The following is a 22,441-nucleotide window of genomic DNA, read 5'->3' as shown; positions in this document are numbered from 1 at the left end:
TCTTATTGGCCAGTATTAGCAGGGACTTCTCCTGCATTCCCCCCATTATTCGGTGGAGTTGTCACTGGTGGGGTTGGATTCCCTTGACCTCCCCCGTTATTCGGCGGTGTTGTGTTCCCGCCTCCCCCGTTATTCGGCGGCGTTGTGTTCCCGCCCCCTCCGTTATTCGGCGGCGTTGTGTTCCCGCCTCCTCCGTTGTTCGGCGGCGTTGTGTTCCCGCCTCCTCCGTTGTTTGGAGGCGTTGTATTTCCTTGACCATTTCCATTATTTTGTTCATTTTCTTTCTTTTGTTCTTCTTGCTTCTTAAGGTCATCTTGTTTCTTTTGTTCTTCTTGTTGCTTCTTAAGGTCATCTTGTTTCTTTTGTTCTTCTTGTTTCTTTAATTCTTCCTGTTTCTTAAGTTCTTCTTGCTTTTTCTCTTCTTCAGTTTTTTGCTGCTGATCTTGTTTCGGCTGTTCAGTTGTATTCGGTACGCTCGTATTTGGTGAAGAATCACGTTTCTCACCTTTTATACGTAATTCATTACCTTCTTTCACAACACTACTTGGCATCTTAAATTGTGATTTATCAGTAGCCATCTCGCTCATCATTTCTTTAAAGATCAACTGTGCAATTTTCGTATTTTTACTACTAATATAATCGTCTTTACTATCTTTCATATAACCAGTCCATACTGCCATCGTATACTGCGGTGTATATCCTGCAAACCAGCTATCACGAGTCGCACTGTCTGGTAATTTATATTGCGCTGCTTTTTCCGAAGAATAGTTCGTTGTTCCTGTTTTACCAGCTACATCTAAAGAACTTATATTAGCAGCTGTACCAGTACCAGATGTTACGACGGAACGAAGCATATCTGTAATCATATAAGCTGTATAATCTTCCATCACTCGTTTTGACTTTTGCTCAAAACTTTTCGATTTACCATCTGGATAAACCACTTTTTTAACAAAATGCGGCTTCGTATATTTACCGTCATTACCAAATGCAGCATACGCACCTGCCATCTCAGTTGGCGATACTTCATTTGTACCAATCGCTGTTGATTCTGTCGGTGGTGCATTAAATGTAATACCTAACTTTTCAGAGAAAGCTTTTGATTTAGTTATTCCTACTTCTTTTGCAGTTTTAATAGCTGGAACATTACGTGATAATTTTAATGCTTCACGCATTGTAATTTGTCCTAAATACCCTCTATCTGAGTTTCTGACATCTTGACCACCAGTATACTTAAATGGCGAGTCATCGACTTGATGATAAGTAGCCCATTTTAAATATTCAATTGCAGGAGCATAATCAAAGATCGGTTTCATTGTTGAACCTGCTGAGCGATCTAATTCAGTTGCCATATTATGACCTTTAAATACAGCCTTATTTTCACCACGCCCACTACCTATAGCACGTACTTCACCTGTTTTCGTATCCATAAATGTGAAAGCCCCTTGGAATTTCTCATTTGGATAATCAATAATATTTGTATTTAAAATATTATCAGCCAATGTTTGTGCCTTTTTGTCTAATGTTGTATAAATTTCTAAACCATCAGAACCAATATTAGCATCAGGTAATTCTTTTTCAACTTCTTTCACAACTGCATCCATAAATGCAGGATGTGGCATCGCTTGTAATTCAGCTGCCTTTTGAACACCTTTGTCCACTGGTACTTTCGACGCTTCTTCCATTTCTGCTTTTGTAATATAACCATGTCGATTCATTAACTTTAGTACAACATTTCTTCTTTCTGTTGCCTTTTGAATATTTTGTGGTTTCGACGGGTCGTAATTATTTGGTGCTTTCGGTAAACCTGCAAGCATCGCAACTTCTGGTAATGTTAAGTCTTTTAATTCTTTATTATAGTAGTTTTGTGCTGCTGTTGCGATTCCGTATGAGCGGTTTCCTAAATTAATTTTGTTTAAGTACATCTCTAATATTTCATGTTTTGAATACTGTTGTTCTAGCTTATAAGCTAAATACACTTCTTGCGCCTTACGCTTTGGTGTTTTATCCATTGATAAGAAGTAGTTTTTAATAACTTGCTGCGTTATTGTACTTCCGCCTTGCGAACCGTAATCTCCTTTTAAACTAACTAAAACTGCACGAGCAGTACCTTTGAAATCCACACCACTATGCTCATAAAAACGTGCATCTTCCGCAGCTAAAAAAGCATTTTCTACTAATTTAGGAATTTGATCATACGTAACGTTGGTTCGCTTTTCTTTTCCGTATTCATATACCAAATTTCCATCTTTATCATAAATTTTTGAGGATAACGGATTAACAAGTTTTGCTTTTTCAAGTTTAGGTGCATCCTTTATCATTACAAAAAAGGTAGCAACCCCCGCCACTAAACCTACAATACCAAGTAATAAACAACTAATTAAAAACTTACGGAAAAATGATGTTTTACCCTTTGGTTTTTGTTTTTTAGAAGCTGGCTGATTTTTCTTTTTAACTTGTCGTCGCTCCTCTCGAGAACGATAATTTTCTGACATGTTACTTTCTCCTGCCTTTCAATTCTCCCGTTGATTTACTAAAAATATTGAGGCCACCTTTCCAAATATCTTTACATTTAGAAAGTGTGTTCATCGGAAGCATTCAATATTTTCCTAATTCACAGATTATAAATTTTAGATACTCTTAAACAAATTATTTTTTACCTCTATTCCTTCAAATAAAGCTGCCCCATTACGCATAAAATGGAAGAGATAAAATTTTAATACCTCGTATAAATAATATACCTTTTTTTCAAATGGTCAATATTTTCTTATTAATTTCATCAAAGGTGAGATAAAAATAGCATATCGATATGAACTTCGTGTGAACTTCTTTATAAATAGGTATAACAAAGATTTAATATATTGGCTATCCGTATTACTGCTTCTTTACATATTCATATTTCAACAACCTAATCCTCATTTCTAAAGTAATTTACAAATAAAATTAAGGAGTTGTATGCTTATGAAATTATCTCCTGTTATATCAAAAAATTTGATTGCTGTTGGTTATAATCCCTTTTCTATGATTTTACGAATCCAATTCAAAAATGGCATGTATGATTTCTTTAATGTACCTGAAAGCATTTACAATGGTTTATTAAATGCACAATCTAAAAGTTATTACCATAAAACTTACATTAAAAATTCTTTCCGCTACACTAAAATTTAAACTTAAGCACCAAATAAAAAGAAAGGAGGTTAATCCCCCTTTCTTTTTATACTATTTTCACAGACGAATTATCTTCTATTCCTCTTATTAATTTCATCATATGCTTGAATTTGTTTTCTCACTCGCCGATCCGCCTTTTTATCATGTACGACTAAAATCGCGTGTATGACGCCTGGAACCCAAAATATTAAAGTTAATATGAAATTAATTATTGCTTGAAATGGCTTTCCGCAAAATAATACAGCTACAGGTGGAAGTAGAATTGCCAATAAGTACATCATCTCTTGAAAACTCCTTATTTTGGATTTTTTATAACACTTCTTTTCATATGCAAGCACACTCTTTGATTTTGAAGTTACACAAATTTCAATTAAGCAATTATAACATTTCTTCTATAATATATATTCTATCCATATGCAAAAAAACCTACTAGACCAAACTCTTCCTACCTATTTAATTACATTTTACATCCGCTCTTTCAATGAGCATTTTAAAATCCTTATTATTTTCAAAACTTTTCCCTTTCTCTACTGCAGTTAATCCAATCGCAGAAATTACCGTTCCTATTGCCTGTATCCAAATACCAATCAGTGCTATTATCCTCTCATCCTTCTTATCAAGAATACGATCTTCGTTTTCTACTTCATCCTTCGATAAATTAATTATGCCTTGATACGCTTGTAGTCCGGCCCCTAAGCTTTGCATAGAATTGCCTAGTACAATGATTCGCTGTATTACTTTCATCTCAATCAAAGCTGCTTCTACTCCTAAAAAAGCACCAATCGATTGTAAACTGTTCCCGACAATGATAAGATAATCATTCTCTGTTAATTGTTCATTTTTATTAAAATATGTTCCTATTACATTTGATATATTCCCTAATGCCAATAACTCAATTCCCATTTTATCCAGTGTTTCACTTTCATTCTGCAAACATATATTTCGATTTTCTACTTCTTCATCTTCATCTTTGGTATAATTACTCGCTATAATTTGTAAAATATACCCGAAGGCTTGTAATGAGCTTCCTATAATAACAAGGTCCGATTCAATTTTCTCTTCCCCAATAAATCCTCTTGTCGTTCCAATAGCAGCTGTAAGATTTCCTCCTACTTGATACCATGCTCCTGTCACTTTTAAACTGCTTGGATTCATTTTCATCACCTATTTTGATATTTTCTCGTGCTTTCGAAATAACCAAAAGTCACTCTTAATCAAATATTTTATTTTCCATATGTAATTTTGTGCATTCTATAATGTGTTACTAATACAAAAAGTACCTTAAAGGTACTTTTTTAGCCAAAACGTATATCACTGAAATTACATTGAGTAATAGATACTTATTTTTAAACACATGCTGGGCATGTCAATGAATCTCCATTTTTATCTATTGTTATATTCAATATATATCGAATCGCATTATGTGACCACATTTCAGGTGTGGGTGATTCATTAACATACTGTGGTGCACATGAATGCAGCATTGGAGTGCTAATACCACCGCCAGGATCTAAAGCAACTACAGCCACACCATCAGGCAATTCCAGTGCCATAGATTTCGTGATACCTTCAATTGCAAACTTCGAGGCACAGTATGGTGCAAGATCTGCCTCAGCTTCTCTTCCCCAACTAGAACTCATATTAATAATAATTCCTTCTTTTCTATCTACCATTGCTGGGACAAATGCTCTTATTACATTTACTACACCATTCACGTTTACATTCATTACATTTTCAAATTCCCCAGCGGTAACTTTCCAAATTGGTGCATTTTGATTCACAATTGATGCATTATTTATTAACAAGTCGGGAGCCCGATATTTAGTAAGGGTATCATTTGCCCAACTACTAACTTGCTGCGAATCTGAAACATCAATTATTTGAAAATCATGTGTATTACCGTATTGTTTTTTTAGTTCTTCAATTTTATCTTTTGAACGTCCACATCCACATATGTTCCATCCCAATTCATGAAATCGATCAACCATCGCGCGTCCTAATCCTTGCGTCACTCCTGTAATAATTACGAGTTTCCTAATGTCATTTCGCTTCAATCCCTCGCCTCCCTTTACCATATTTTACTCCTTTAACCTTCATTTATCTATTTACTAAAGTATTAAAAACACTTCATACTTTAGAAGTATTTTTAATATTGCACACATAAACAAAAGAGTAACCATAATGGTTACTCCCGTTTACATATTTAAAAATTCGTTGTTTATTTCATTATTAATTTTTAAATTGCAACTTTTCTTTCCCGCATTTTTACATTGATACATATAAACTGTACCTAATTTACCAGCTTGAAAATCCTCATTACCCTGCATTTTCATAAAACTATATTTATGTTTATAGTGCGATTCATCCAAATAATTTCCAATCCACTTTTCAACATAACACAGTCCACTTTTGTGAAAAAATCTTCAACTAGCCTGATTACATACTTTTATTTAAAAGCTCAATTTCATATTGTAATTTTTTGAATTGCTCAAAATGCATTGTTATAGATTGACTGCTACCAACTTCAGCACTTTGTTTCACCAGTAATACTCCTGTATCATGAAAAAGCGCTTCAAGTTCTTTTCTGATGGACACTTTTGCAATATGAGCTGTTTTAATTGCAGATAAAATTGCAATCTCATTAAACTTTAATTTTATTTCATTTGGACAAAATGCGTTTTCAATCAATATAACTTCATTGCTATAAATAAGCGCAACAAGATTACTTGATTTTGCATCTGATAAATCTACTTTTTTTATAACGTTATTCATAACATTTTGCCTCCTTTGTTTTCGTATATATTAATTATACAAATTATTTCTTTTTTATTATCCAACTCATATTAAGTTTAACACACTTTTATTGAAAGCCACGCTTGAAACGTTTTACTATTCCACAATTTTTGTTACATGAACCATTTGGACTTTACTCCCATATAGTAATGTTAACAATTCATTATAAAGCAGGTGAAAATTATGCCCTCAGTTGTAGGGAATTTAGTTGTACAAAATAGTAACGGATCATTTAACTTAGGTGATTTCTACAACGTTTCTCCGAAAGAAAATACGAAAGCTTACAATGGATCTGGCGCATCAAACGTTGGTTTTGTTGTTAATACTTTTAACGGTGTTAGTGCGACTAATACGTTTGATTCGGACCTTGCAGATCAAAATCAAGTGGGTACAGCCTAACCCTATTTTTCATCTTTCTGTATAGGAATTTTAAATTTGTCTATACTATAATCAGGCTGTTTCACAGCTATTATTGAATGTTGGAGTACCCTATCTTTTTCTCCCTTTCCCTGGGGCTTAGCAGTTAGCATGAAGCTAGCTGCTATTTCGCATTATTTCTTCCATCTATCAGAAATAATAGAAGCTGGATATTAAAGTTCAGCTTCTATTACATTATTTCAATTACATCTATAAAACTCATTACGTGAGTTTTATAAAATGCGTCTGTGCACATTATAATCTGCCTTACCGGGTCTATATGAACGACTGTCATATAACTTGTAAGTATGTAGCCATCTTCAAAATATGTCACCAATATTTCTTGCTCAGACAATAATGCCGTTAGCAATTTATCAGAAATTCTTTCTTTTTCTTCATTTGTTACTATCGGCCTTTGCACTTTTAATTTCTCACCAATAACCTTTCTCATACTTAACAATTGTTCCGACATTACTGTAAATGGAACCCACTCTCTTTCTTCTTTCTGCCTCTTTACATGATTCATTTCTTTATCTCCTTGATCATTTATCCACTCTATTTCACACATACTGTTACTCCATCATTTTTAGTAATTACTAAGCTCGTATTTATTTCTAAATTGTATAATGTCTACACTCCAAGGAACATTTGTTCTATTTATACACGAACCTACGTTCTTTTGAGAAGAGGCATATGTATATTTTTTTTACAAAATGTAATTTGAAACATTGAACTTTATCTATAGTTTATTTTCCCTTAAAACAAACTTTTTACTCTCTACACATTGAAATACATATAGCGAATAAAAAAACGATTTCACATAAAGTGAAATCGTTTTTTCTAATACGTTATTCAAGTTTATTTTTTATCTTGACTAGCTTTTTTTTGAAATGAAAGTTTCATTTATTATTCGTCAACAAACTACAATATTATATTTTTTTAATTGAATATAATATCCCTGCCTACACTACAAAGCTTTATTTTTTTGCATGAACCATTATTAAACGCAAACATACATTATAATGAACGAACTCACAAAATTTAAGAAATTTATAATGTAACTCAATTTATTCCTTATAGGTTTTCTGTGAAAAGAGGGCGATTTCCACACTCTCTTTTCGTACATATCATATTACAATATCAAATACTCCTTTGCTTTCATAATAGTTTGATATCGCTACCATTCATTACATATATTTAGGATGTATGGTTATATGTAACTCTCTCTCCGTTTCTCCTCTTTTCGGATGACGAAAATACTCTATTTCATATTTTAACACTTCATACTCAACCATCCCAATTTTAATCCCTTTCGTTTCTTTTAATATAGCTAATAAATCACTTATATTTTCATCATTCGATTCAAAAACTTTCCCTCCGTCTTCTCTTTGAAAAATCACTTTCATATATTCTCCCCCACTTTCATTTATTCATCTAATAAATAATACATTTAGAAATATTCATAACAAAAAGAACATCCTTTTTAATAGAATGCTCAACTTTTCACTTCCTATAATATTGCAAATGTTTATTCAAAAATATTATATGTACTATTCTTCAAATTATGTTGATCCACTATAAAAATTTATATACTTAATTTATATGTAATAAAATAATCAAAACATTACTATATCAACATTTTTTAAAACGATTATTATTTCCTATTTCATTTTCCTACAATTTTCCATTGTAATTCTTAATATTTAAATGTAATATTATATTGTCTTACTATCTTTTTTATAACACACACACTAATTAGAAAAGGGAACTCAATATGAGTTCCCTTTTCTAATTAAAGTTACATAATACTTCTAGAGTCTTACCTTTAAAAATTTCATATGAAGATGCGAAATTTTATTTTATTTAGTTTTTTGTTTTTTACTTATCCGAATCATTCTAGTATGATTGTGTTTACCGAAGAAGTCTGTATTCTTTTTTCAAAAAAACAAAAAACAGAAGTCTAGCAAAATGCTACATTTCTGTTTTTTCTATCCGTATTATTTCTTTTCTAGAAATTTAAATGTCTCTTTATATTCTTTATCATTCACCTTAATATCAGCATCTTTTAATAAATCATTGACTACTTGCTGTTTCCATTTACCTGTCGTATCTTGTAATCTTTGTTGTTCTAAATCTTTACGGATCTTATCCTTCACTTCTTCAAATGGTTTCAACTCTTTTTTATCGGTCACTTTAATAATATGGTAACCGTAAGATGTTTTAACTGGTTCACTTACTTGTCCTGCATTTAATTTATACGCAGCTTCCTCAAATTCTTTAACAGTTTGCCCAGGGCCAAAACCAGCTACTTCCCCGCCCTGTTCCTTTGAACCAGTATCTTCTGAGTACTGCTTTGCTAAAGCGGCAAAATCTTCACCATTATTCACTTTCTCTTTTACTTCTTTAGCGGTTTTTTCATCTTTTACTAAAATATGACTTACCTTCATTTCTGGTTTATAGTTATCTGTTACATCTTTTTCTGTGACAGTCGCTTTAATCGCTTTTTCAAATGCAATTTCTGGTTTCATTTTTTCTTTTAATTCATCTTCGTTTTTTAACCCAAGTTTTTCTAAAGTCTCTTTAAAATTGTCACCCATTTTATCTTTTGCTTCTTTTACTTGTTTTGTTGCTTCCTCATCTGAAACTTTATATTTATCTAGCAGCGCCTTACTTAATACCATTTGGTATAATGTACTTTCTCCATATTTTTGTTTTAATTCTTTACTTAGCTCTTTCTCTGTAACATTTCCTACTTTTGATGTTACTACGTTGTCTGAGGAACCACATGCAGATAATGCGAGTACCACGCATGAAATAATTGTTCCTAAAAATAGCTTTTTCTTTTTCAATTCAAATACCTCACTTTTATTATTATGCAACGTAACTATACACCGCTATTGTGAAAACAGTGTGTTTTCCATATGTAATTCATTTCATTTGAATCAAATATGTATCATATTTTTTATACACAAATATGAAAAATCTTCTCACTATTTATTAATGAGAAGACTCTTTACGAATGCCTCAAAAACATTTAACGACTAAGGTTACTTAATGATTAAATGTTTTTCCGGTATCCAACTACTTTGTCCGATATCTACCGCATTTTTTACTCTTCCCCACACACGGTAAGATGTTGATCCATCTATATTTCCTTTATAATTAATACATTCAGGCTCTCCATAATAATTCACTCCGTACCCAACAGGATATTTTGAAGAAGCATAATACCATCTCACATCAAAATGTTTTAAATATACCCACTGCTTATCATTCCCTAAGCAAATCATATCTTTATCGCCGCCTCCCCAATAACTGTTTAAAATTAAATACGGGATTTTCTTAGTGATTGCACCTGTATACTGGGGGTTCACAGGATTTTCATATAAATTTATGCTGTATCCATCAGGATATTTTGAAACTGCAATACCAATACCACTTGATTGCTGCAAATCCACTACATTAGATTGATTTTCTTGATTCGAATCTATAAACCAGGAAAGTGACTTATTTCCTATTAATTGATTCAAATCACATTTCCCGATCCCAGGAACATTCCCCGAATCCGTATATTGCCAAATATCACACGGATACGCCGGCTTATTCCCTCCATAACGAGGAATCCATACAAAATCAGCATCAATATTACGCGCTCCAAACGATACATACGTGTGATGCCCAACATATAAACCTACTTTTTTCGCACCTAAACGACGTAATTCATCTATAAATACTTGTGTCCCGCCTTGCATATCTACCATCGTTTGTACTTCAACATCCGCCACCCAAAACGCAGCAGACTTATCGCCACGATTCCAAAAATCTTGTGCCTCTTTCTTTGCATCTGCAATAGAAATAAAACGACAAAATGCATAATTACCAAACGGAACACTATGCTTCTTCATTGCATTCACATAGTTTTGATACATAAAATCCACCGTATTTGAACCATCTTGCACTCTAGCAATAACTAAATCTAGTTGAGGCGCTGCAATTTCCCAATTAATAGTTCCATTCCACTTTGAAATATCAACAATATAACCCATTACAATTCAACTCCTTTTTATTATCATATTCAAAGCTTGTTTTAGCGTAATCCACATATACCTATTACTATCTATCTATAATATAAATAAGAAGAAATCTTTATTTTTCGAAATATATAATCTTTAAAACTACTTCTTTCAATCTCTCCTCTAACTCATATAATTAGGCGTGAAAATATCAATTTATTTAAAATGATTTTTCTGTTGATAATAAAAAATCTTCTATATGTCCTATGTTTATTTGCTTGTACGTAGAAAACCCCTATATGTGAACTATCTTTTTATAATAGTCTAGCCTAACACTCATTGTTTATTTCATTTCTATCTGTAATCAACAATTCCATACGCTATCCAGCCTATTTAAAATTGAGTAAAACTATAATTACTTTACATTTTACCACTGATTTCCAGCCGATAAATTTTGGTACAAAATAATATTAATACATAAAAAAAGACATTTCCGATTTTTGAAAATGTCTTTTTGCATCTTAATAAAATAACTTTGGTTCTAAATCTGTATTTTGTAATTGTGGATTTTCACTGCTCATAACGCAACTTGTGGAAAATAAAATTGGGATATCACAAACATCATCCTGCATTACATCACGAAACACATTTGCAGCAACACCTGTAAACGTTTGACATAGATTTGAAATATCATCATTAAAAAATTGGATCACTTCCGCTTTAAAAACTGGAAATACAACATTCACTCCACCAGGGAACTGAGGTTGTACCACAACTTGTTCAAAATAAGGATTATTCTCTAACGCTACTTGAAATAAACGCGCAATTTCAAATGCATCTAGTGGACAAGGAAATGGATTTACAATTTCATTTTCATTATTCGTTACAATAACCATTACACTTACATTTCCAAATTGTACAGAAGATTTTAGAAGCGTTGCTAATGCTCTCGCTTTTTCATTACTTAACGCATGCACTAAAATAATATAATTCCCGCCAACCGGAATAAGTGGCCCCACTGTAACTGTTGGATCAGCACCAATTGAATTTCTTAGTTCATTAAAATATGTGATCCACGGTGGTGAAAGCTGTGGCTGAGCTTGTACATTTTCTTGCATTCTTTTATTACCTCCTCATACTATTCTTACTACCGTAATATGTATCAGGACATAAAATGCACTAGATAATTAAATCATTTTTCATATTATATTAATTATACATTTCATAGAGTATTCTCCGCTTTTCCCCACATGTTTATGTACTTATACGACAATGAGGTTCTATATTATAATCAACTTAACAAAGATTCCATATTATATAAATACACCTTAATAATCATTTAAATCAAAAGGTGAAGCACATATAATGTGGAATATTAGGAGCTGATTTCATGAAAAAAGAACCTATCGTGTTCAAAGTTCCACCGAATTCAAAACTAAAAGTTACATTTTTCGGTCCTTGTAACGAAGTAATTACAAATGTTTCTATAATTAATCAACTACTCACCCCTAAATGCCAAACTATCACGCAATATCCAAATTTTAAGAAATATGTAACTGAAGTACGATCATTATCCCATTGTTAGTCCCCATCATGCACGATTTTCACAACTTTGTTACCTAGATTATTTCGAAAGAAAACAACTACATCCCTAAACTAAAATTACTCATTTCATGATATTCCATTGATAATTTATTGATTTTTTACACGTTTTCATTAAACACGCATATATTATCGTATGGAGATTATCCACTCATAAAACCTATCTTTCTTTTGAGCATACTTTTTATGTATGCTCTTTTTTTATATCCATCGTGTGGATTCGACAATAACCTTCTATATATTATACTCTCACTATTACCATTCATTTCTCTTCTATTATATCTAATTCATAAAACACTCATATAATAAACGAAATTAAATCTGATTGCTTATATATTTTAGAAAAATAATAAAAAGCCCACACTATTTAGTGAGGGTCTTAACAAACTTTCTATAAAACATCTACTTATCAGCTTCATTCAATTGGAGAAGGAAACCTTGCCGCTTCAAAATGAACAGTATTTAAACCATTAACGTTTTGTACAATAACGCCATCAATACTACTCTCTGCGAAAATTCCAACTACATCCCCTGCTTCTAATTGAAGAATAGAAGTGACTGAAACATCATTATTAAAAAATACCCCTGTCCCAAAGTAATCATTATCTATAGCTATTGCTGTATTTCCATTTACACGAATTTCTACTCTAGCTCTGTAATTCACATTAATATCATTTGGTGAGAATGTTATATTCCCTAATACACTATACACCCCTCTAGTCTTAGGCATAAAAGTGGATGTTACTGGATTATATTCATTTGCTAAATCAAATTGTTCATTTTGAAATAACACTTTAACAGACGTATTTGCCAGAATAGGTTGATTAACTGTATTCACAGCTCTAAATGCCGACGCTCTTACAAGCTCCTCTTTCTTATTACCACAACAATTTACTTTTACATACTTCCCATCACATTGACTACTTTTCCTATAACAATCATGACTCTTCTTTTTGTACTCGTTACAATACTTACAGTAATAATAAGACGTAGTAAATCCCCCTTTAAATTTATTATTACATACTATGCAAAGTTGATTAGGAAAGCTTAGACGAGCTATTACTATTTTTAATAAAAAATGAATCCCCACCTGTTTAGTGAGGATCTATTATTAAACTTCTATTCATTTTTTAATTATCTACTTTATTTAGTAGGAGACGGAAATCTTGCCGCTTCAAAGTGCGAACCATCTTCTAAGGGGCTTAAAACACCATCTATACTACTTTGTGCATAAATCTCAACTATATCTCCTGCATTCAATTGAATGATTGTTGAAACACTTACAACATTTCCAAAACCTATTGGACCAAAAAAGTCATTATCTATAGCTATTGCTGCATTTCCATTCACACGAATTTCTACACGAGCTCTATAATTTAAATTTGTATCGTTTGGAAAGAAACCAATCGTTCCAATAATAGAATATACGCCTTTCGTCTTCGGCATAAAAATAGACGTTGCTGGATTATACTCATTTGCTAAATCAAATTGTTCATTTTGGAATAACACTTTCACAAAAGTATTAGCAGGAACATTTTGATTTATAGTATTTCTAGCTCTAAATGCTGATGCCCTAACAAGGTTATCCTTGTTGGCATGACACTTACTAGTGTTATTACGACAATCATGTTGCTTCTTTTTATAATCCTTACAATACTTACAGTAGTAATAACAAGACATACTCGTCCCCCTTTCAAGCTTATTACTACATATTATGCAAGATTGATTAGAGAGGTTTGGACTAGCTATTCTTATTTTTAAAAGGGTGCTTTTTACTTGCACCCTTTTGTATTCATTTTATTCCTCTATATTTATAAATTGAATACTGTTCCATATGGAATTGAAGTAAAAGCAATTCCATATGGTGTAAAATGTTGCGTTGGGTAAAAATACTCCATTGAGGAATAATACGGTTGTATACCTTGCTGCATTTGCATTTGTTGTTGCATTTGCAATGCTTGTTGAACAGCTTGAACTGTACTTTGTGCCCCGCTATACGTTATAGCCGTACCATACGCTGGTCGTATGCCAACTTGAGAATCCACATATGAATAAAACATTAATTTCAACTCACTTCCGAATAAGTCATTACAAAGTATGTTATGTATAATTATTTCAGTGAGTGCTAAGAGCTAGTCTACTAGCCTTTAGCACGTTATTCATTTCAAAATTTTATATTATCATAATATTCAATTAATTATTGCGTTTTAAATGGACAGCCCATAAGAACATCTCTATTTTGTTGACATATACTTAAAAGAAAAAATATTCTTGAATATTTCACATTAAACATATACTCAAAATCACTTTAAATTTAGAAGCGAATAGTAGTTATCAAGACGTACTTAATATTTTTTTAAAAGGAGGTATTTATGAAATATAATCAAAATTCAAACTCAACAAATCCGTGCGAAAAGTTCCAGGTCCCCTGCTTTATTTCTATATCCCCTTGTGATCAAACTAATTGTTGTACACCTGTCTTTTTCTCAAATTCTCAGCAACAAGAATTATTACAATTAATTAACCAATTAAACGAAGCTATCCTTTCTTTCTTTACAACACCAAATCCAATAACTATTCAAATACTCCAATCAGCATTACAAGCATTAAATGATTTATTAATTGCAGTACAACCCAATACTCCAAATAGAAATTTAGTCATTCGAACTATAAATCAATTAATTAATTCTCTACCTACTGCATCCCTCACTCAAATCTCAGCACTGTTCCAATTCCTATTCCAAAACTTATCTTCACTTATTAGTTGTTCGAATATTTCAGACCCATTGTTACAACAAACATTCAACTTAATTTTACAAGGAATCTTGAATAGTTCATTATTAAGTAGTACTGGACCGACTGGGCCTACTGGACCAAAAGGGATTCAAGGACCTAAAGGAGCACAGGGGCCTCAAGGTGTGCAAGGGATTCAAGGACCAGAAGGGCCAGAAGGGCCTCAGGGATCTCAAGGTGTGCAAGGAATTCAAGGACCAGAAGGACCCGAAGGATCTCAAGGACCTCAAGGCGTGGAAGGAATTCAAGGGCCCGAAGGACCAGAAGGACCAGAAGGACCTCAAGGTGTGCAAGGGATCCAAGGACCTCAGGGACCACCGGGACCGACTGGTTCTGGGACTGGAATGGGAGTTCCTGGGCCACCGGGACCGACTGGACCTCAGGGGGTGCAAGGGATTCAGGGACCAGAAGGACCGGAAGGGCCTACTGGATCTCAAGGTGTGCAAGGAATTCAAGGACTGGAAGGACCGGAAGGGCCTACTGGACCTCAAGGTGTGCAAGGGATTCAAGGACCAGAAGGGGCGGAAGGGCCTACTGGACCTCAAGGTGTGCAAGGGATTCAGGGACCAGAAGGACCACCGGGACCGACTGGAGATTGTGAATGTCCAACAGGTCCAACAGGTCCGACTGGACCAACTGGACCAACCGGACCTGCATGTAATTTCCTTGTTTATGTTACAAACGCAGGAACCATAGATGATCCTGCAGATGATACAGTATCAGTAATCAACACCGGAACTAATACAGTCGTTGCTACAATTACTGTAGATAATGCACCTCTTGAAGTAACGGTTTCACCAAATGGAACTCGCGCTTATGTTACTAATATTTTTTCTAATACCGTTTCCGTTATTGATACTGCCACTAATACAGTTGTTGCTACCATCCCAGTTGGATCTAATCCGATTGGCGTAGCTGTTTCTCCAAATAACACAACTGTTTATGTTGGAAATCATGGTAATAATACTGTTTCTGTTATTAATGCTGCTACTAACACAGTTATTGATACCATTCCCGTTGGCAACGCTCCGCAAGGAATCACTGTTTCTCCAAATGGAGCCTTTGCATATGTTGCAAACGAATTAAGTAACACAATTTCCGTTATAAATACTGCGACAAATACAGTTAGCGCTACCATCCCTGTTGGTATTCGCCCTAGGATAATCGTCTTCACACTAGATGGCACTCGTGCGTATGTCACAAATCAAAATAGCAATACCGTTTCTGTTATTAACACCGCTACCAATTCCGTTATTAATACAATTAACGTAGGTACCGAACCTGTTGGTATTGCTATTACACCAGATGGCACCCGTATTTATGTTGTAAATAAAGTTAGCGATAATGTATCAGTAATAAACGTGGCGACAAATACTGTAATTGATACAATTCCTGTTGCTCTATCCCCTGATCAAGTAACTATCATACCAGATGGCACTCGTGCCTATGTTACAAATCAAGCTAGTAATACTGTCTCTGTCATAAATACTGCGACAAATACGGTTATTGATACGGTCCCAGTAGGTGTTGCTCCAACTGGTATAGCAACCGGAACTATTTGCGAATAATATAAAGAAAGAACAGCGAGACATTAAACATGTCTCGCTGTTCTTTCTTTATTGAGCTTCTTATACACGTTCACAGTCTATGCTTATTTTCCTTAACTATCCCAATTTACCCATCTCCTGATAATTAATTCCTTTACAAAATAAAAAGTAGCTTTTAGGCTACTTTTTATTGCTTTTATCCCCAAGAGAAACGATATATATATTCTCCCGTTACACTTTCATTAATCCCAGTAATCCTTACAAATCGCATTAAGTCTGCTCCTTGAAGAAAATACATCGTAAGTGTAACTGGTACCTGTGACCACATAAATTGATAAAGCTCGTTCACTCTCTGCTTTGTTGAAACAGTTACATCATATACAGGACCATTATTCCACGCAGAGGTTTGAACTGAAGTGAACGGAAGGTCTTTCCCATTTACCACTATTCTTGCCACACTTTGAGTTATGTCCACAACAATCTCCTCCGCTATTCCAAAATTAGACCTGTTTCCATACTCATATTCTTATAAATATTCGTAGCTTTAATAAATGCTTGAGGAAAACCTCTATTCAAATTAATTTATTTTATAAAATAAAAAAGCAGCCTACTCATCATACGAGTAGGCCTCTTTTTTCGCTTTACATAGGCTTATTTGCATTTACATAGTATGTTTACTTAACAGTATATGCCCAGCCTTTACGATCAAGATAATCAGTGAATGCTTTTAATTGAGTATCGCTAGTTGGATCAGTTACAGGATAAACATAGCCATCACTTCTAAGAATTAAGTTACCTGTCATCTTAACTGAGTTTAAAGCACTTACTAATTCAGCCAAGTTTTCTTTACCTATTCCACCAACTTCGACAATATTACGTTTTTGAGGTGGTTGGCTACCTCCACCAGATTGTCCAGTTAAAGCAAAAACGATTGAATTAGCGATTTTATCAACATCCCATTTTGCCATGTCGGAATCATTATCAATGAATCCTAATTCGATAAGAATAGCTGGTGCTTTAGTCCCATTCAATACTGCTAAATCTTTACGTTGTTTCGCACCACGATCACGCCATCCAATATCTTTTGCTAGTTGAGCTGAAATTTTAGACGCTAGTTCATTCTGATCATAATACAGCACTTCAACACCCTGCCCAGTTCCATCACTTGCATTAAGGTGAAAAGCAATAGCCAAATCTACAACATGTGAATTACTATTACGAATAATATTATTTAAATTTTGAGCTTGAGTGCTTCCTACTTCGTCCGTATCATCATAGACTGTGTGTCCTAAAGCTTTTAACTTGGCTGCAACCGCATCTTTAACTTGACGATCCAAAACATGCTCTTTCCGATTTCCCCAGTTAGCCCCTTGTACAATACTATTGTGTCCTCCATGTAAACTATAACGTGCCATTACTCAACATCTCCTTTTTTATTAGTATATTCAGAGATTTTCTCATGGTCTGTCCATATACCTAAGTCCATACCAAGTGCAGACAAATAAGGCACCAATTCATCTAAAATCTTTTCGCATACCGAATTTAATATAATAAAATTCAAGTAAAGAAAAAACCGCACCCCATTTTTTCAGTTACGGAATCTTTTTTATATTCTCTTTTGAAAAATTCATTATGAATCACTCTCACTTTCTAATTATCTAGTCCATTTAGTTTTAATGTCACTCTATTAACGATACTTCCCCATAAATATCTAAAGAAATTTCTAATCATGCCATCCCAGCTACTTGCAAAAAATGAAGAAAAAGCTTATAAAGAAAAGTGAGGTTCCTGATATTCGGTTTCATGATCTAAAGCAATCCCTTAACATTAATGTTGCAATAATGTATTTAACTAAAGTCTGAAAAAGAATTCAAAGACACCATCGCAAGTGAGGAGCCAGTAGTTGTTAAGTTCTTTACTACATGGTGCCCAGATTGTGTACGGGTGAAGTAGTACGTTTTATGCATGAGTATTCAACATTAATAATCGTTAATATATAAGGGTTTAGAGGACATATCAGCGACCATTTCCCTCTTACCATTCCTAAGAAGTATTCGTTTTGTTTGCATTTTCGTTTGCAAACTTGTTAGCACTTTTTTATATTTCTTCTATTATATATACCTTCACAAACACATCATACATCGCCTCTAACTCTTCCAATTTTTGTTCTCTACACTGATTAATTTTAATAAGTAAGGAGTGAAATATATGTTAAAAAAATTAACAAGAGAAGAACTAATAAATCTAGTAAGTAAAATTGTAGAATCTGAAGGAACTGAAGAAGAGATTGATGAAATGATAGAAATTGTAAAAAGAAATGTTCCACATCCAGAATTAAGTGATCTAATATATTGGAATGATGAAGATCTTACTCCAGAACAAATAGTAGAAATAGCACTGGCGTATACACCGATACAGCTTTAGATTTTTTAATAAAATCTTACTCTTGCTACATAAATAACAATAAATTTATACTTTATTAGATAAAACTTAGAAGAGTTATAAATTTAGCAAAAAAAGAGGCAGAACTCACAATTGGGTTCCGCCTCCTTTTTGCATCTCCTATTTCATATATACATAGGCTTCATTTGCTGTCATATAGTATGTTTTGACTTTTCTATTTTGTGCCTTATATTGTGGTGAACCATCAACAGTTACCTTTGCATCAATTATAAATGCTATACCAATCTCTTTACCTTTCATTTCCTTCCTAGCAAAGCGTATTCTCTCTTTACGAACTCTCTCCCCCTGACTAAAGACTGTAAAACACAAAAATTTTATAAAAAGCAAATCTTTCAAGGAAAATATATACAATTATTGTTATAATTAAGTTCACAATATTTTTCTGGGAGTATTCCTATAAAGAACAGTAGACAATGGAGTTTTTTTACCGTATAAAGTAAATGAATATGTGACTACTGAAGTGTTACATATAGGTAACCACGGTACGGATTATATGAAAGAGGTAACTAAGGTACTAAAAGAAGTTAAAGAATATGGTGGTACTCAAGCAGACGCTGTTGCAGCTTTACATGACTTAAGAACACGTTTATTAGATGGCAGCTTAAAATTAATTAACCCGAAATAATTTATGAATAGATTAAACATCAAAGGAGAAGGAAAATGAAAATTTGGGAATTGAAGAGTTCATCTAATAACTATGAGTCTTTCCAACTATTAAATTATAAAAAGGATAAGAAATATTTTGAAGGAAAATTCAAATCCACTACAATTTTACTAGATTCATGGGGAGAAATATTTATTGAATGTCTAGAAGAAGGAAAGCATAGTGATTTTCCTCATTTTTGGGGAGAAACTGGTGCACCAATGGTTAGCGAACCAGCGAAAAAATTATTAGAACCTTTAATAGGTGCTAATGTTGAGTTTCTTCCACTTATTCATAATACAACAGGTGAAGTATATTATGTAGTTCATGTTTTAAATGTATTAGATGCAATTGATAGTGATAAAGCAATTTTAAAAAAACTAATTACAGGTTTAATAATAGGATGTGAAAAATTTGCATTTACTCCTAATGTTATTCAAAATGAAATGATTTTTAAAGTATATGTAAATAAAAGGATTCATCCCACTGCTGTTTTTGTATCTGATGAACTTAAAAATACAGTTTTAGAAAGCGACTTAAAAGGCTTTGAATTTGTAGAGGTATGGGATTCGGAATCAAATATATAGTTTAAATGGCTTTCAAAAGCTGACAGACATTATAAAAAAGCAGAACCTCAGCTCCCATCAGGTTCTGCTTTTTTTGCTACCTACTACCTCACATATACGTATGCTTGAGCATTACGCATCGCTTGTACATCGTCTGGTAGATCACCATTTGACGAAGATTTCTTTTGTTGTTTTACTACACTTTCTATCGCATTATCTAGTGCTGTGCTTGTTTCTTATGTGGATTTAATCGGTAAAGATTCCGGCTCATTCTTGATACGTGTACCTTGTAATGCTTGTTCTTCCACAGCTTGATTAGTTAATTCCCTTTGTTGTCTTTCCTGCTGAATTACATCAGCAGCCACGTTAGAAATATTGATAGTGTTAGTTTTTGAATTCCGTAAGCTTTTAAGCGCATTACCAGGCTCAATAAGAAACACAAAAGCCACGACAATCTCGCACCGTGGCTGAATATATAAATGTAATTGTTTTTTCGTCCTTTTCGCGGATTCTTACCGCCCCATGCCCGTTCTTCGGTAACGTTTTGATAAAGGGGCTATGTCCTTTGATTAAGAGCACATAGATACGCTATCCCCACAGTATTCTTTTTTTCAAAGAACTGTATAGATAGGGCGTAATATCAATTCTGTTTTAAAAAATCCCCAAGAATATCCCCTGTTTTGTCAATAAAAAACTACGCATACACGTACACGTAGGTCAAATATAGATTATGGGTTATCATTATCTATAATCACTGAAGAGGTTTTATATCACTTATACAGTCGGGGATGGAAATCGCGCCGCTTCAAAGTGCGCACCATCTTCAGATGCATCAATAATTCCAGCAATAGAACTCTGAGCAAAAATCTCTACCCGATCTCCTGCTTCTAATTGAAGTATTGTAGAGACATTAACCACATTCACAAAATTTATTGGACCAAAAAAATCATTATCTATTGCAATAGCTGGATTTCCATTCACGCGAATTTCTACCCGTGCTCTATAATTTAAGTTGGGATTATTGGGAAGAAAACCGATTGTTCCCAGAACAGAATATACCCCTCTAGTTCGTGGGCTAAAGGTAGATGTAACCGGATTATATTCATTCGCTAAATCAAATTGTTCATTTTGAAATAAAACCTTGACAAAAGTATTAGCGGGAACATTTTGATTTACTGTATTTCTAGCCCTAAAAGCAGATGCTCTTACAAGATTGTATAGCTTATCATCAGAACAACAATTCACTTTTACATTAAACCAAGGCTTTTCCCCATGTTTTTCATCACATTTTTCATAACTCTTACTGCTTCTATGACAATCATGATATTTCTTTTTATAATCCTTACAATGATCACAGTAGTAATAAGACATACTAGATTCCTCCTTTTAATTTATTACTAAATACTATGTAAGGTAGATTAGAAAAGTTTGGACAAACTATCACTATTTTTAATAGAATAAAAATAGCCCCACCAACAGGCAGGGCAAGGAAACAATATAACATATAAAGTAGAACAACCACATCACAACCAATCTATATCAATAGCACAAAATACTAGAATTCCATCTTCACTTGTATAAAATCTATTTTTTAATATCCAACTGTCCTAAAATCTGATTCCATCCTCTATTTTGCATAAAAAATCATTTCAAATACCTTTATCAACTCATTTTTGAATATTTAAACAATAAATTAATATACAAACCTTGCATAAACTATTCGTTTTTTCTCTAAGGAGACACTTTTAAATTTTGACAACTTTTTGAACGACGAATTATTATACACTATTTAAGAAAATTGTATAATTTTGTCTAAATAAACGCATTTACACTTCATTATGTCAAATATAGACTGGAAAGCGTAAGGGAAAGATATATTCCTAAAAAAACATAGGGAGGCTTTATAGAATGGGAAAAATAAAGAAGTTTGCGGGAATGGCCTTAGCAGGCGCAATTGGATTAAGTGGTTTAAATTTATTTGGTACAACAAATGCCAGCGCTGCAGAGTATGAGTCATCGTTAAATTCAAAGCAATTCATAAACATTTCTAGTCCCCAGTTACAAATCAACAACTTACAAGAAAACATTAATGCTCGGACTAGCGCTAAAATTGTAGGGAAAAATGTTCAACTTGAAATTTATAATTTGGAAAACCCCTTTAATACACAGTTCTACAAAAAAGTGTTATGGTCTTTTGATGCGGATCATCCATTTGGATCAGAAGAATCACCTTCATATTTTCATTATGTAAATACAAAATCAAGCAGTTCAAAACTTAATTATACTAAAGCTAGCTTACCATTATGGAAGTATCCAGAAATAAAAGAAGATGTTACAATTTACGGCTATGTTCAAGCAAAAAATGGACTCTATTATCCAGCTGGATCAACACAAGTTACTAAATAAAATAATGATAACGCTAAACTAATACTCTAGCAT

The 22,441-nt window shown here is 33.3% G+C and carries 24 protein-coding genes and 4 pseudogenes; 10 read left to right on the top strand and 18 right to left on the bottom strand.

Translation table 11 applies throughout. The features are described from left to right. Positions 1-2 precede the first annotated feature (2 nt). Entirely contained in the window at positions 3-2,492 is a 2,490-nt protein-coding gene (locus JDS81_RS12985; RefSeq protein ID WP_097953448.1) for a transglycosylase domain-containing protein, read from the bottom strand. Between the two features lie 466 nt (positions 2,493-2,958). Between JDS81_RS12985 and JDS81_RS12980 the strand changes: the two genes are divergently transcribed. Then, positions 2,959-3,165, top strand: coding sequence for a KTSC domain-containing protein (locus JDS81_RS12980; protein WP_000777816.1), 207 nt, complete (start codon positions 2,959-2,961; stop codon positions 3,163-3,165). 68 nt (positions 3,166-3,233) lie between these two features. On the opposite strand, the gene JDS81_RS12975 is transcribed toward JDS81_RS12980, so the two are convergent. From JDS81_RS12975 to JDS81_RS12960, 4 genes are all read right to left on the bottom strand, one after another. After that, positions 3,234-3,446 (bottom strand): YqaE/Pmp3 family membrane protein, encoded by a 213-nt coding sequence (locus JDS81_RS12975; protein ID WP_000990226.1) that lies wholly within the window; start codon positions 3,444-3,446, stop codon positions 3,234-3,236. Positions 3,447-3,618: 172 nt separating this feature from the next. Then, positions 3,619-4,320, bottom strand: a complete 702-nt coding sequence (locus JDS81_RS12970; RefSeq protein ID WP_097953449.1) for a DUF6944 family repetitive protein — start codon at positions 4,318-4,320, stop codon at positions 3,619-3,621. Between the two features lie 191 nt (positions 4,321-4,511). Beyond that, complete coding sequence (locus JDS81_RS12965) at positions 4,512-5,240, bottom strand: SDR family oxidoreductase (RefSeq protein WP_016108331.1); 729 nt, start codon at positions 5,238-5,240, stop codon at positions 4,512-4,514. A 361-nt stretch (positions 5,241-5,601) separates the two neighbouring features. Next, positions 5,602-5,937, bottom strand: a complete 336-nt coding sequence (locus JDS81_RS12960) for a hypothetical protein (protein ID WP_001066863.1) — start codon at positions 5,935-5,937, stop codon at positions 5,602-5,604. Positions 5,938-6,141: 204 nt separating this feature from the next. Between JDS81_RS12960 and gerPF the strand changes: the two genes are divergently transcribed. After that, on the top strand, positions 6,142-6,357 hold the full coding sequence (gene gerPF, locus JDS81_RS12955) for a spore germination protein GerPF (RefSeq protein ID WP_001141565.1): 216 nt from the start codon (positions 6,142-6,144) through the stop codon (positions 6,355-6,357). Positions 6,358-6,565: 208 nt separating this feature from the next. On the opposite strand, the gene JDS81_RS12950 is transcribed toward gerPF, so the two are convergent. The 5 genes from JDS81_RS12950 to JDS81_RS12930 all read right to left on the bottom strand — a co-directional run bounded on the left by JDS81_RS12950 (position 6,566) and on the right by JDS81_RS12930 (position 11,506). Then, positions 6,566-6,901 (bottom strand): YolD-like family protein, encoded by a 336-nt coding sequence (locus JDS81_RS12950; RefSeq protein WP_097953506.1) that lies wholly within the window; start codon positions 6,899-6,901, stop codon positions 6,566-6,568. 661 nt (positions 6,902-7,562) lie between these two features. Continuing rightward, entirely contained in the window at positions 7,563-7,781 is a 219-nt protein-coding gene (locus tag JDS81_RS12945; RefSeq protein ID WP_000864289.1) for a hypothetical protein, read from the bottom strand. Positions 7,782-8,372: 591 nt separating this feature from the next. Next, on the bottom strand, positions 8,373-9,224 hold the full coding sequence (locus tag JDS81_RS12940; protein WP_097953450.1) for a peptidylprolyl isomerase PrsA: 852 nt from the start codon (positions 9,222-9,224) through the stop codon (positions 8,373-8,375). 198 nt (positions 9,225-9,422) lie between these two features. After that, positions 9,423-10,421, bottom strand: coding sequence for a glycoside hydrolase family 25 protein (locus JDS81_RS12935; RefSeq protein WP_097953451.1), 999 nt, complete (start codon positions 10,419-10,421; stop codon positions 9,423-9,425). 488 nt (positions 10,422-10,909) lie between these two features. Beyond that, on the bottom strand, positions 10,910-11,506 hold the full coding sequence (locus JDS81_RS12930; RefSeq protein WP_097953452.1) for a hypothetical protein: 597 nt from the start codon (positions 11,504-11,506) through the stop codon (positions 10,910-10,912). 272 nt (positions 11,507-11,778) lie between these two features. On the opposite strand from JDS81_RS12930, the gene JDS81_RS12925 reads away from it, so the two are divergent. Further along, on the top strand, positions 11,779-11,973 hold the full coding sequence (locus JDS81_RS12925) for a hypothetical protein (RefSeq protein WP_000712072.1): 195 nt from the start codon (positions 11,779-11,781) through the stop codon (positions 11,971-11,973). 432 nt (positions 11,974-12,405) lie between these two features. Here JDS81_RS12925 and JDS81_RS12920 read toward each other — a convergent pair whose 3' ends face one another. The 3 genes from JDS81_RS12920 to JDS81_RS12910 form a co-directional block, all read right to left on the bottom strand. After that, the gene (locus JDS81_RS12920) at positions 12,406-13,017 is read right to left on the bottom strand and encodes a hypothetical protein (protein WP_097953507.1); all 612 of its coding nucleotides are present in this window, start codon (positions 13,015-13,017) and stop codon (positions 12,406-12,408) included. Between the two features lie 116 nt (positions 13,018-13,133). Further along, entirely contained in the window at positions 13,134-13,670 is a 537-nt protein-coding gene (locus tag JDS81_RS12915) for an ABC transporter permease (protein WP_097953453.1), read from the bottom strand. Positions 13,671-13,801: 131 nt separating this feature from the next. Further along, entirely contained in the window at positions 13,802-14,050 is a 249-nt protein-coding gene (locus tag JDS81_RS12910) for a DUF3947 family protein (RefSeq protein WP_000500114.1), read from the bottom strand. Positions 14,051-14,362: 312 nt separating this feature from the next. Between JDS81_RS12910 and JDS81_RS12905 the strand changes: the two genes are divergently transcribed. Then, entirely contained in the window at positions 14,363-16,351 is a 1,989-nt protein-coding gene (locus JDS81_RS12905) for a YVTN family beta-propeller repeat protein (protein WP_097953454.1), read from the top strand. A 175-nt stretch (positions 16,352-16,526) separates the two neighbouring features. Here the strand turns inward: JDS81_RS12905 and JDS81_RS12900 are convergent, their stop codons facing one another. Together JDS81_RS12900 and JDS81_RS12895 are read right to left on the bottom strand one after the other, a co-directional pair. Beyond that, a complete protein-coding gene (locus JDS81_RS12900; protein ID WP_142316321.1) occupies positions 16,527-16,805 on the bottom strand; it encodes a hypothetical protein in 279 nt (92 codons plus the stop codon). Positions 16,806-17,004: 199 nt separating this feature from the next. Further along, positions 17,005-17,745, bottom strand: coding sequence for an N-acetylmuramoyl-L-alanine amidase (locus JDS81_RS12895; protein ID WP_000135303.1), 741 nt, complete (start codon positions 17,743-17,745; stop codon positions 17,005-17,007). A 436-nt stretch (positions 17,746-18,181) separates the two neighbouring features. On the opposite strand from JDS81_RS12895, the pseudogene JDS81_RS12890 reads away from it, so the two are divergent. Further along, a pseudogene (locus JDS81_RS12890) lies at positions 18,182-18,277 on the top strand (thioredoxin domain-containing protein); the annotation flags it as partial. 261 nt (positions 18,278-18,538) lie between these two features. After that, entirely contained in the window at positions 18,539-18,754 is a 216-nt protein-coding gene (locus tag JDS81_RS12885; protein ID WP_097953456.1) for a bacteriocin immunity protein, read from the top strand. A 138-nt stretch (positions 18,755-18,892) separates the two neighbouring features. Here the strand turns inward: JDS81_RS12885 and JDS81_RS12880 are convergent, their stop codons facing one another. After that, on the bottom strand, positions 18,893-19,033 hold the full coding sequence (locus JDS81_RS12880) for a hypothetical protein (protein ID WP_176518766.1): 141 nt from the start codon (positions 19,031-19,033) through the stop codon (positions 18,893-18,895). Positions 19,034-19,205: 172 nt separating this feature from the next. On the opposite strand from JDS81_RS12880, the pseudogene JDS81_RS12875 reads away from it, so the two are divergent. Then, positions 19,206-19,418 (top strand): annotated as a pseudogene (locus JDS81_RS12875) (AHH domain-containing protein); the annotation flags it as partial. Positions 19,419-19,453: 35 nt separating this feature from the next. Continuing rightward, positions 19,454-20,023 (top strand): imm11 family protein, encoded by a 570-nt coding sequence (locus tag JDS81_RS12870; protein WP_097953457.1) that lies wholly within the window; start codon positions 19,454-19,456, stop codon positions 20,021-20,023. A 107-nt stretch (positions 20,024-20,130) separates the two neighbouring features. Here the strand turns inward: JDS81_RS12870 and JDS81_RS12865 are convergent. Together JDS81_RS12865 and JDS81_RS12860 are read right to left on the bottom strand one after the other, a co-directional pair. Next, positions 20,131-20,421: pseudogene (locus JDS81_RS12865) on the bottom strand (hypothetical protein); the annotation flags it as partial. 355 nt (positions 20,422-20,776) lie between these two features. Continuing rightward, positions 20,777-21,373 (bottom strand): ABC transporter permease, encoded by a 597-nt coding sequence (locus JDS81_RS12860; RefSeq protein ID WP_097953458.1) that lies wholly within the window; start codon positions 21,371-21,373, stop codon positions 20,777-20,779. A gap of 537 nt (positions 21,374-21,910) precedes the next feature. On the opposite strand from JDS81_RS12860, the pseudogene JDS81_RS30375 reads away from it, so the two are divergent. Continuing rightward, positions 21,911-21,983: pseudogene (locus JDS81_RS30375) on the top strand (enoyl-CoA hydratase); the annotation flags it as partial. Further along, positions 21,956-22,408 carry an enoyl-CoA hydratase gene (locus JDS81_RS31065; RefSeq protein WP_371399168.1) on the top strand — a complete coding sequence of 151 codons (453 nt, stop codon included), beginning with the start codon at positions 21,956-21,958 and terminating at the stop codon, positions 22,406-22,408. The pseudogene JDS81_RS30375 and the gene JDS81_RS31065, both read left to right, overlap by 28 nt. The last annotated feature ends 33 nt before the right edge of the window (positions 22,409-22,441 follow it).

It is taken from the genome of Bacillus cereus group sp. N31, from assembly GCF_016483245.1.
In the GTDB taxonomy this organism is placed as follows: domain Bacteria; phylum Bacillota; class Bacilli; order Bacillales; family Bacillaceae_G; genus Bacillus_A; species Bacillus_A toyonensis.
Note: the sequence above shows the minus strand (reverse complement) of the source record. Positions and strands in the feature narration are given on the sequence as shown.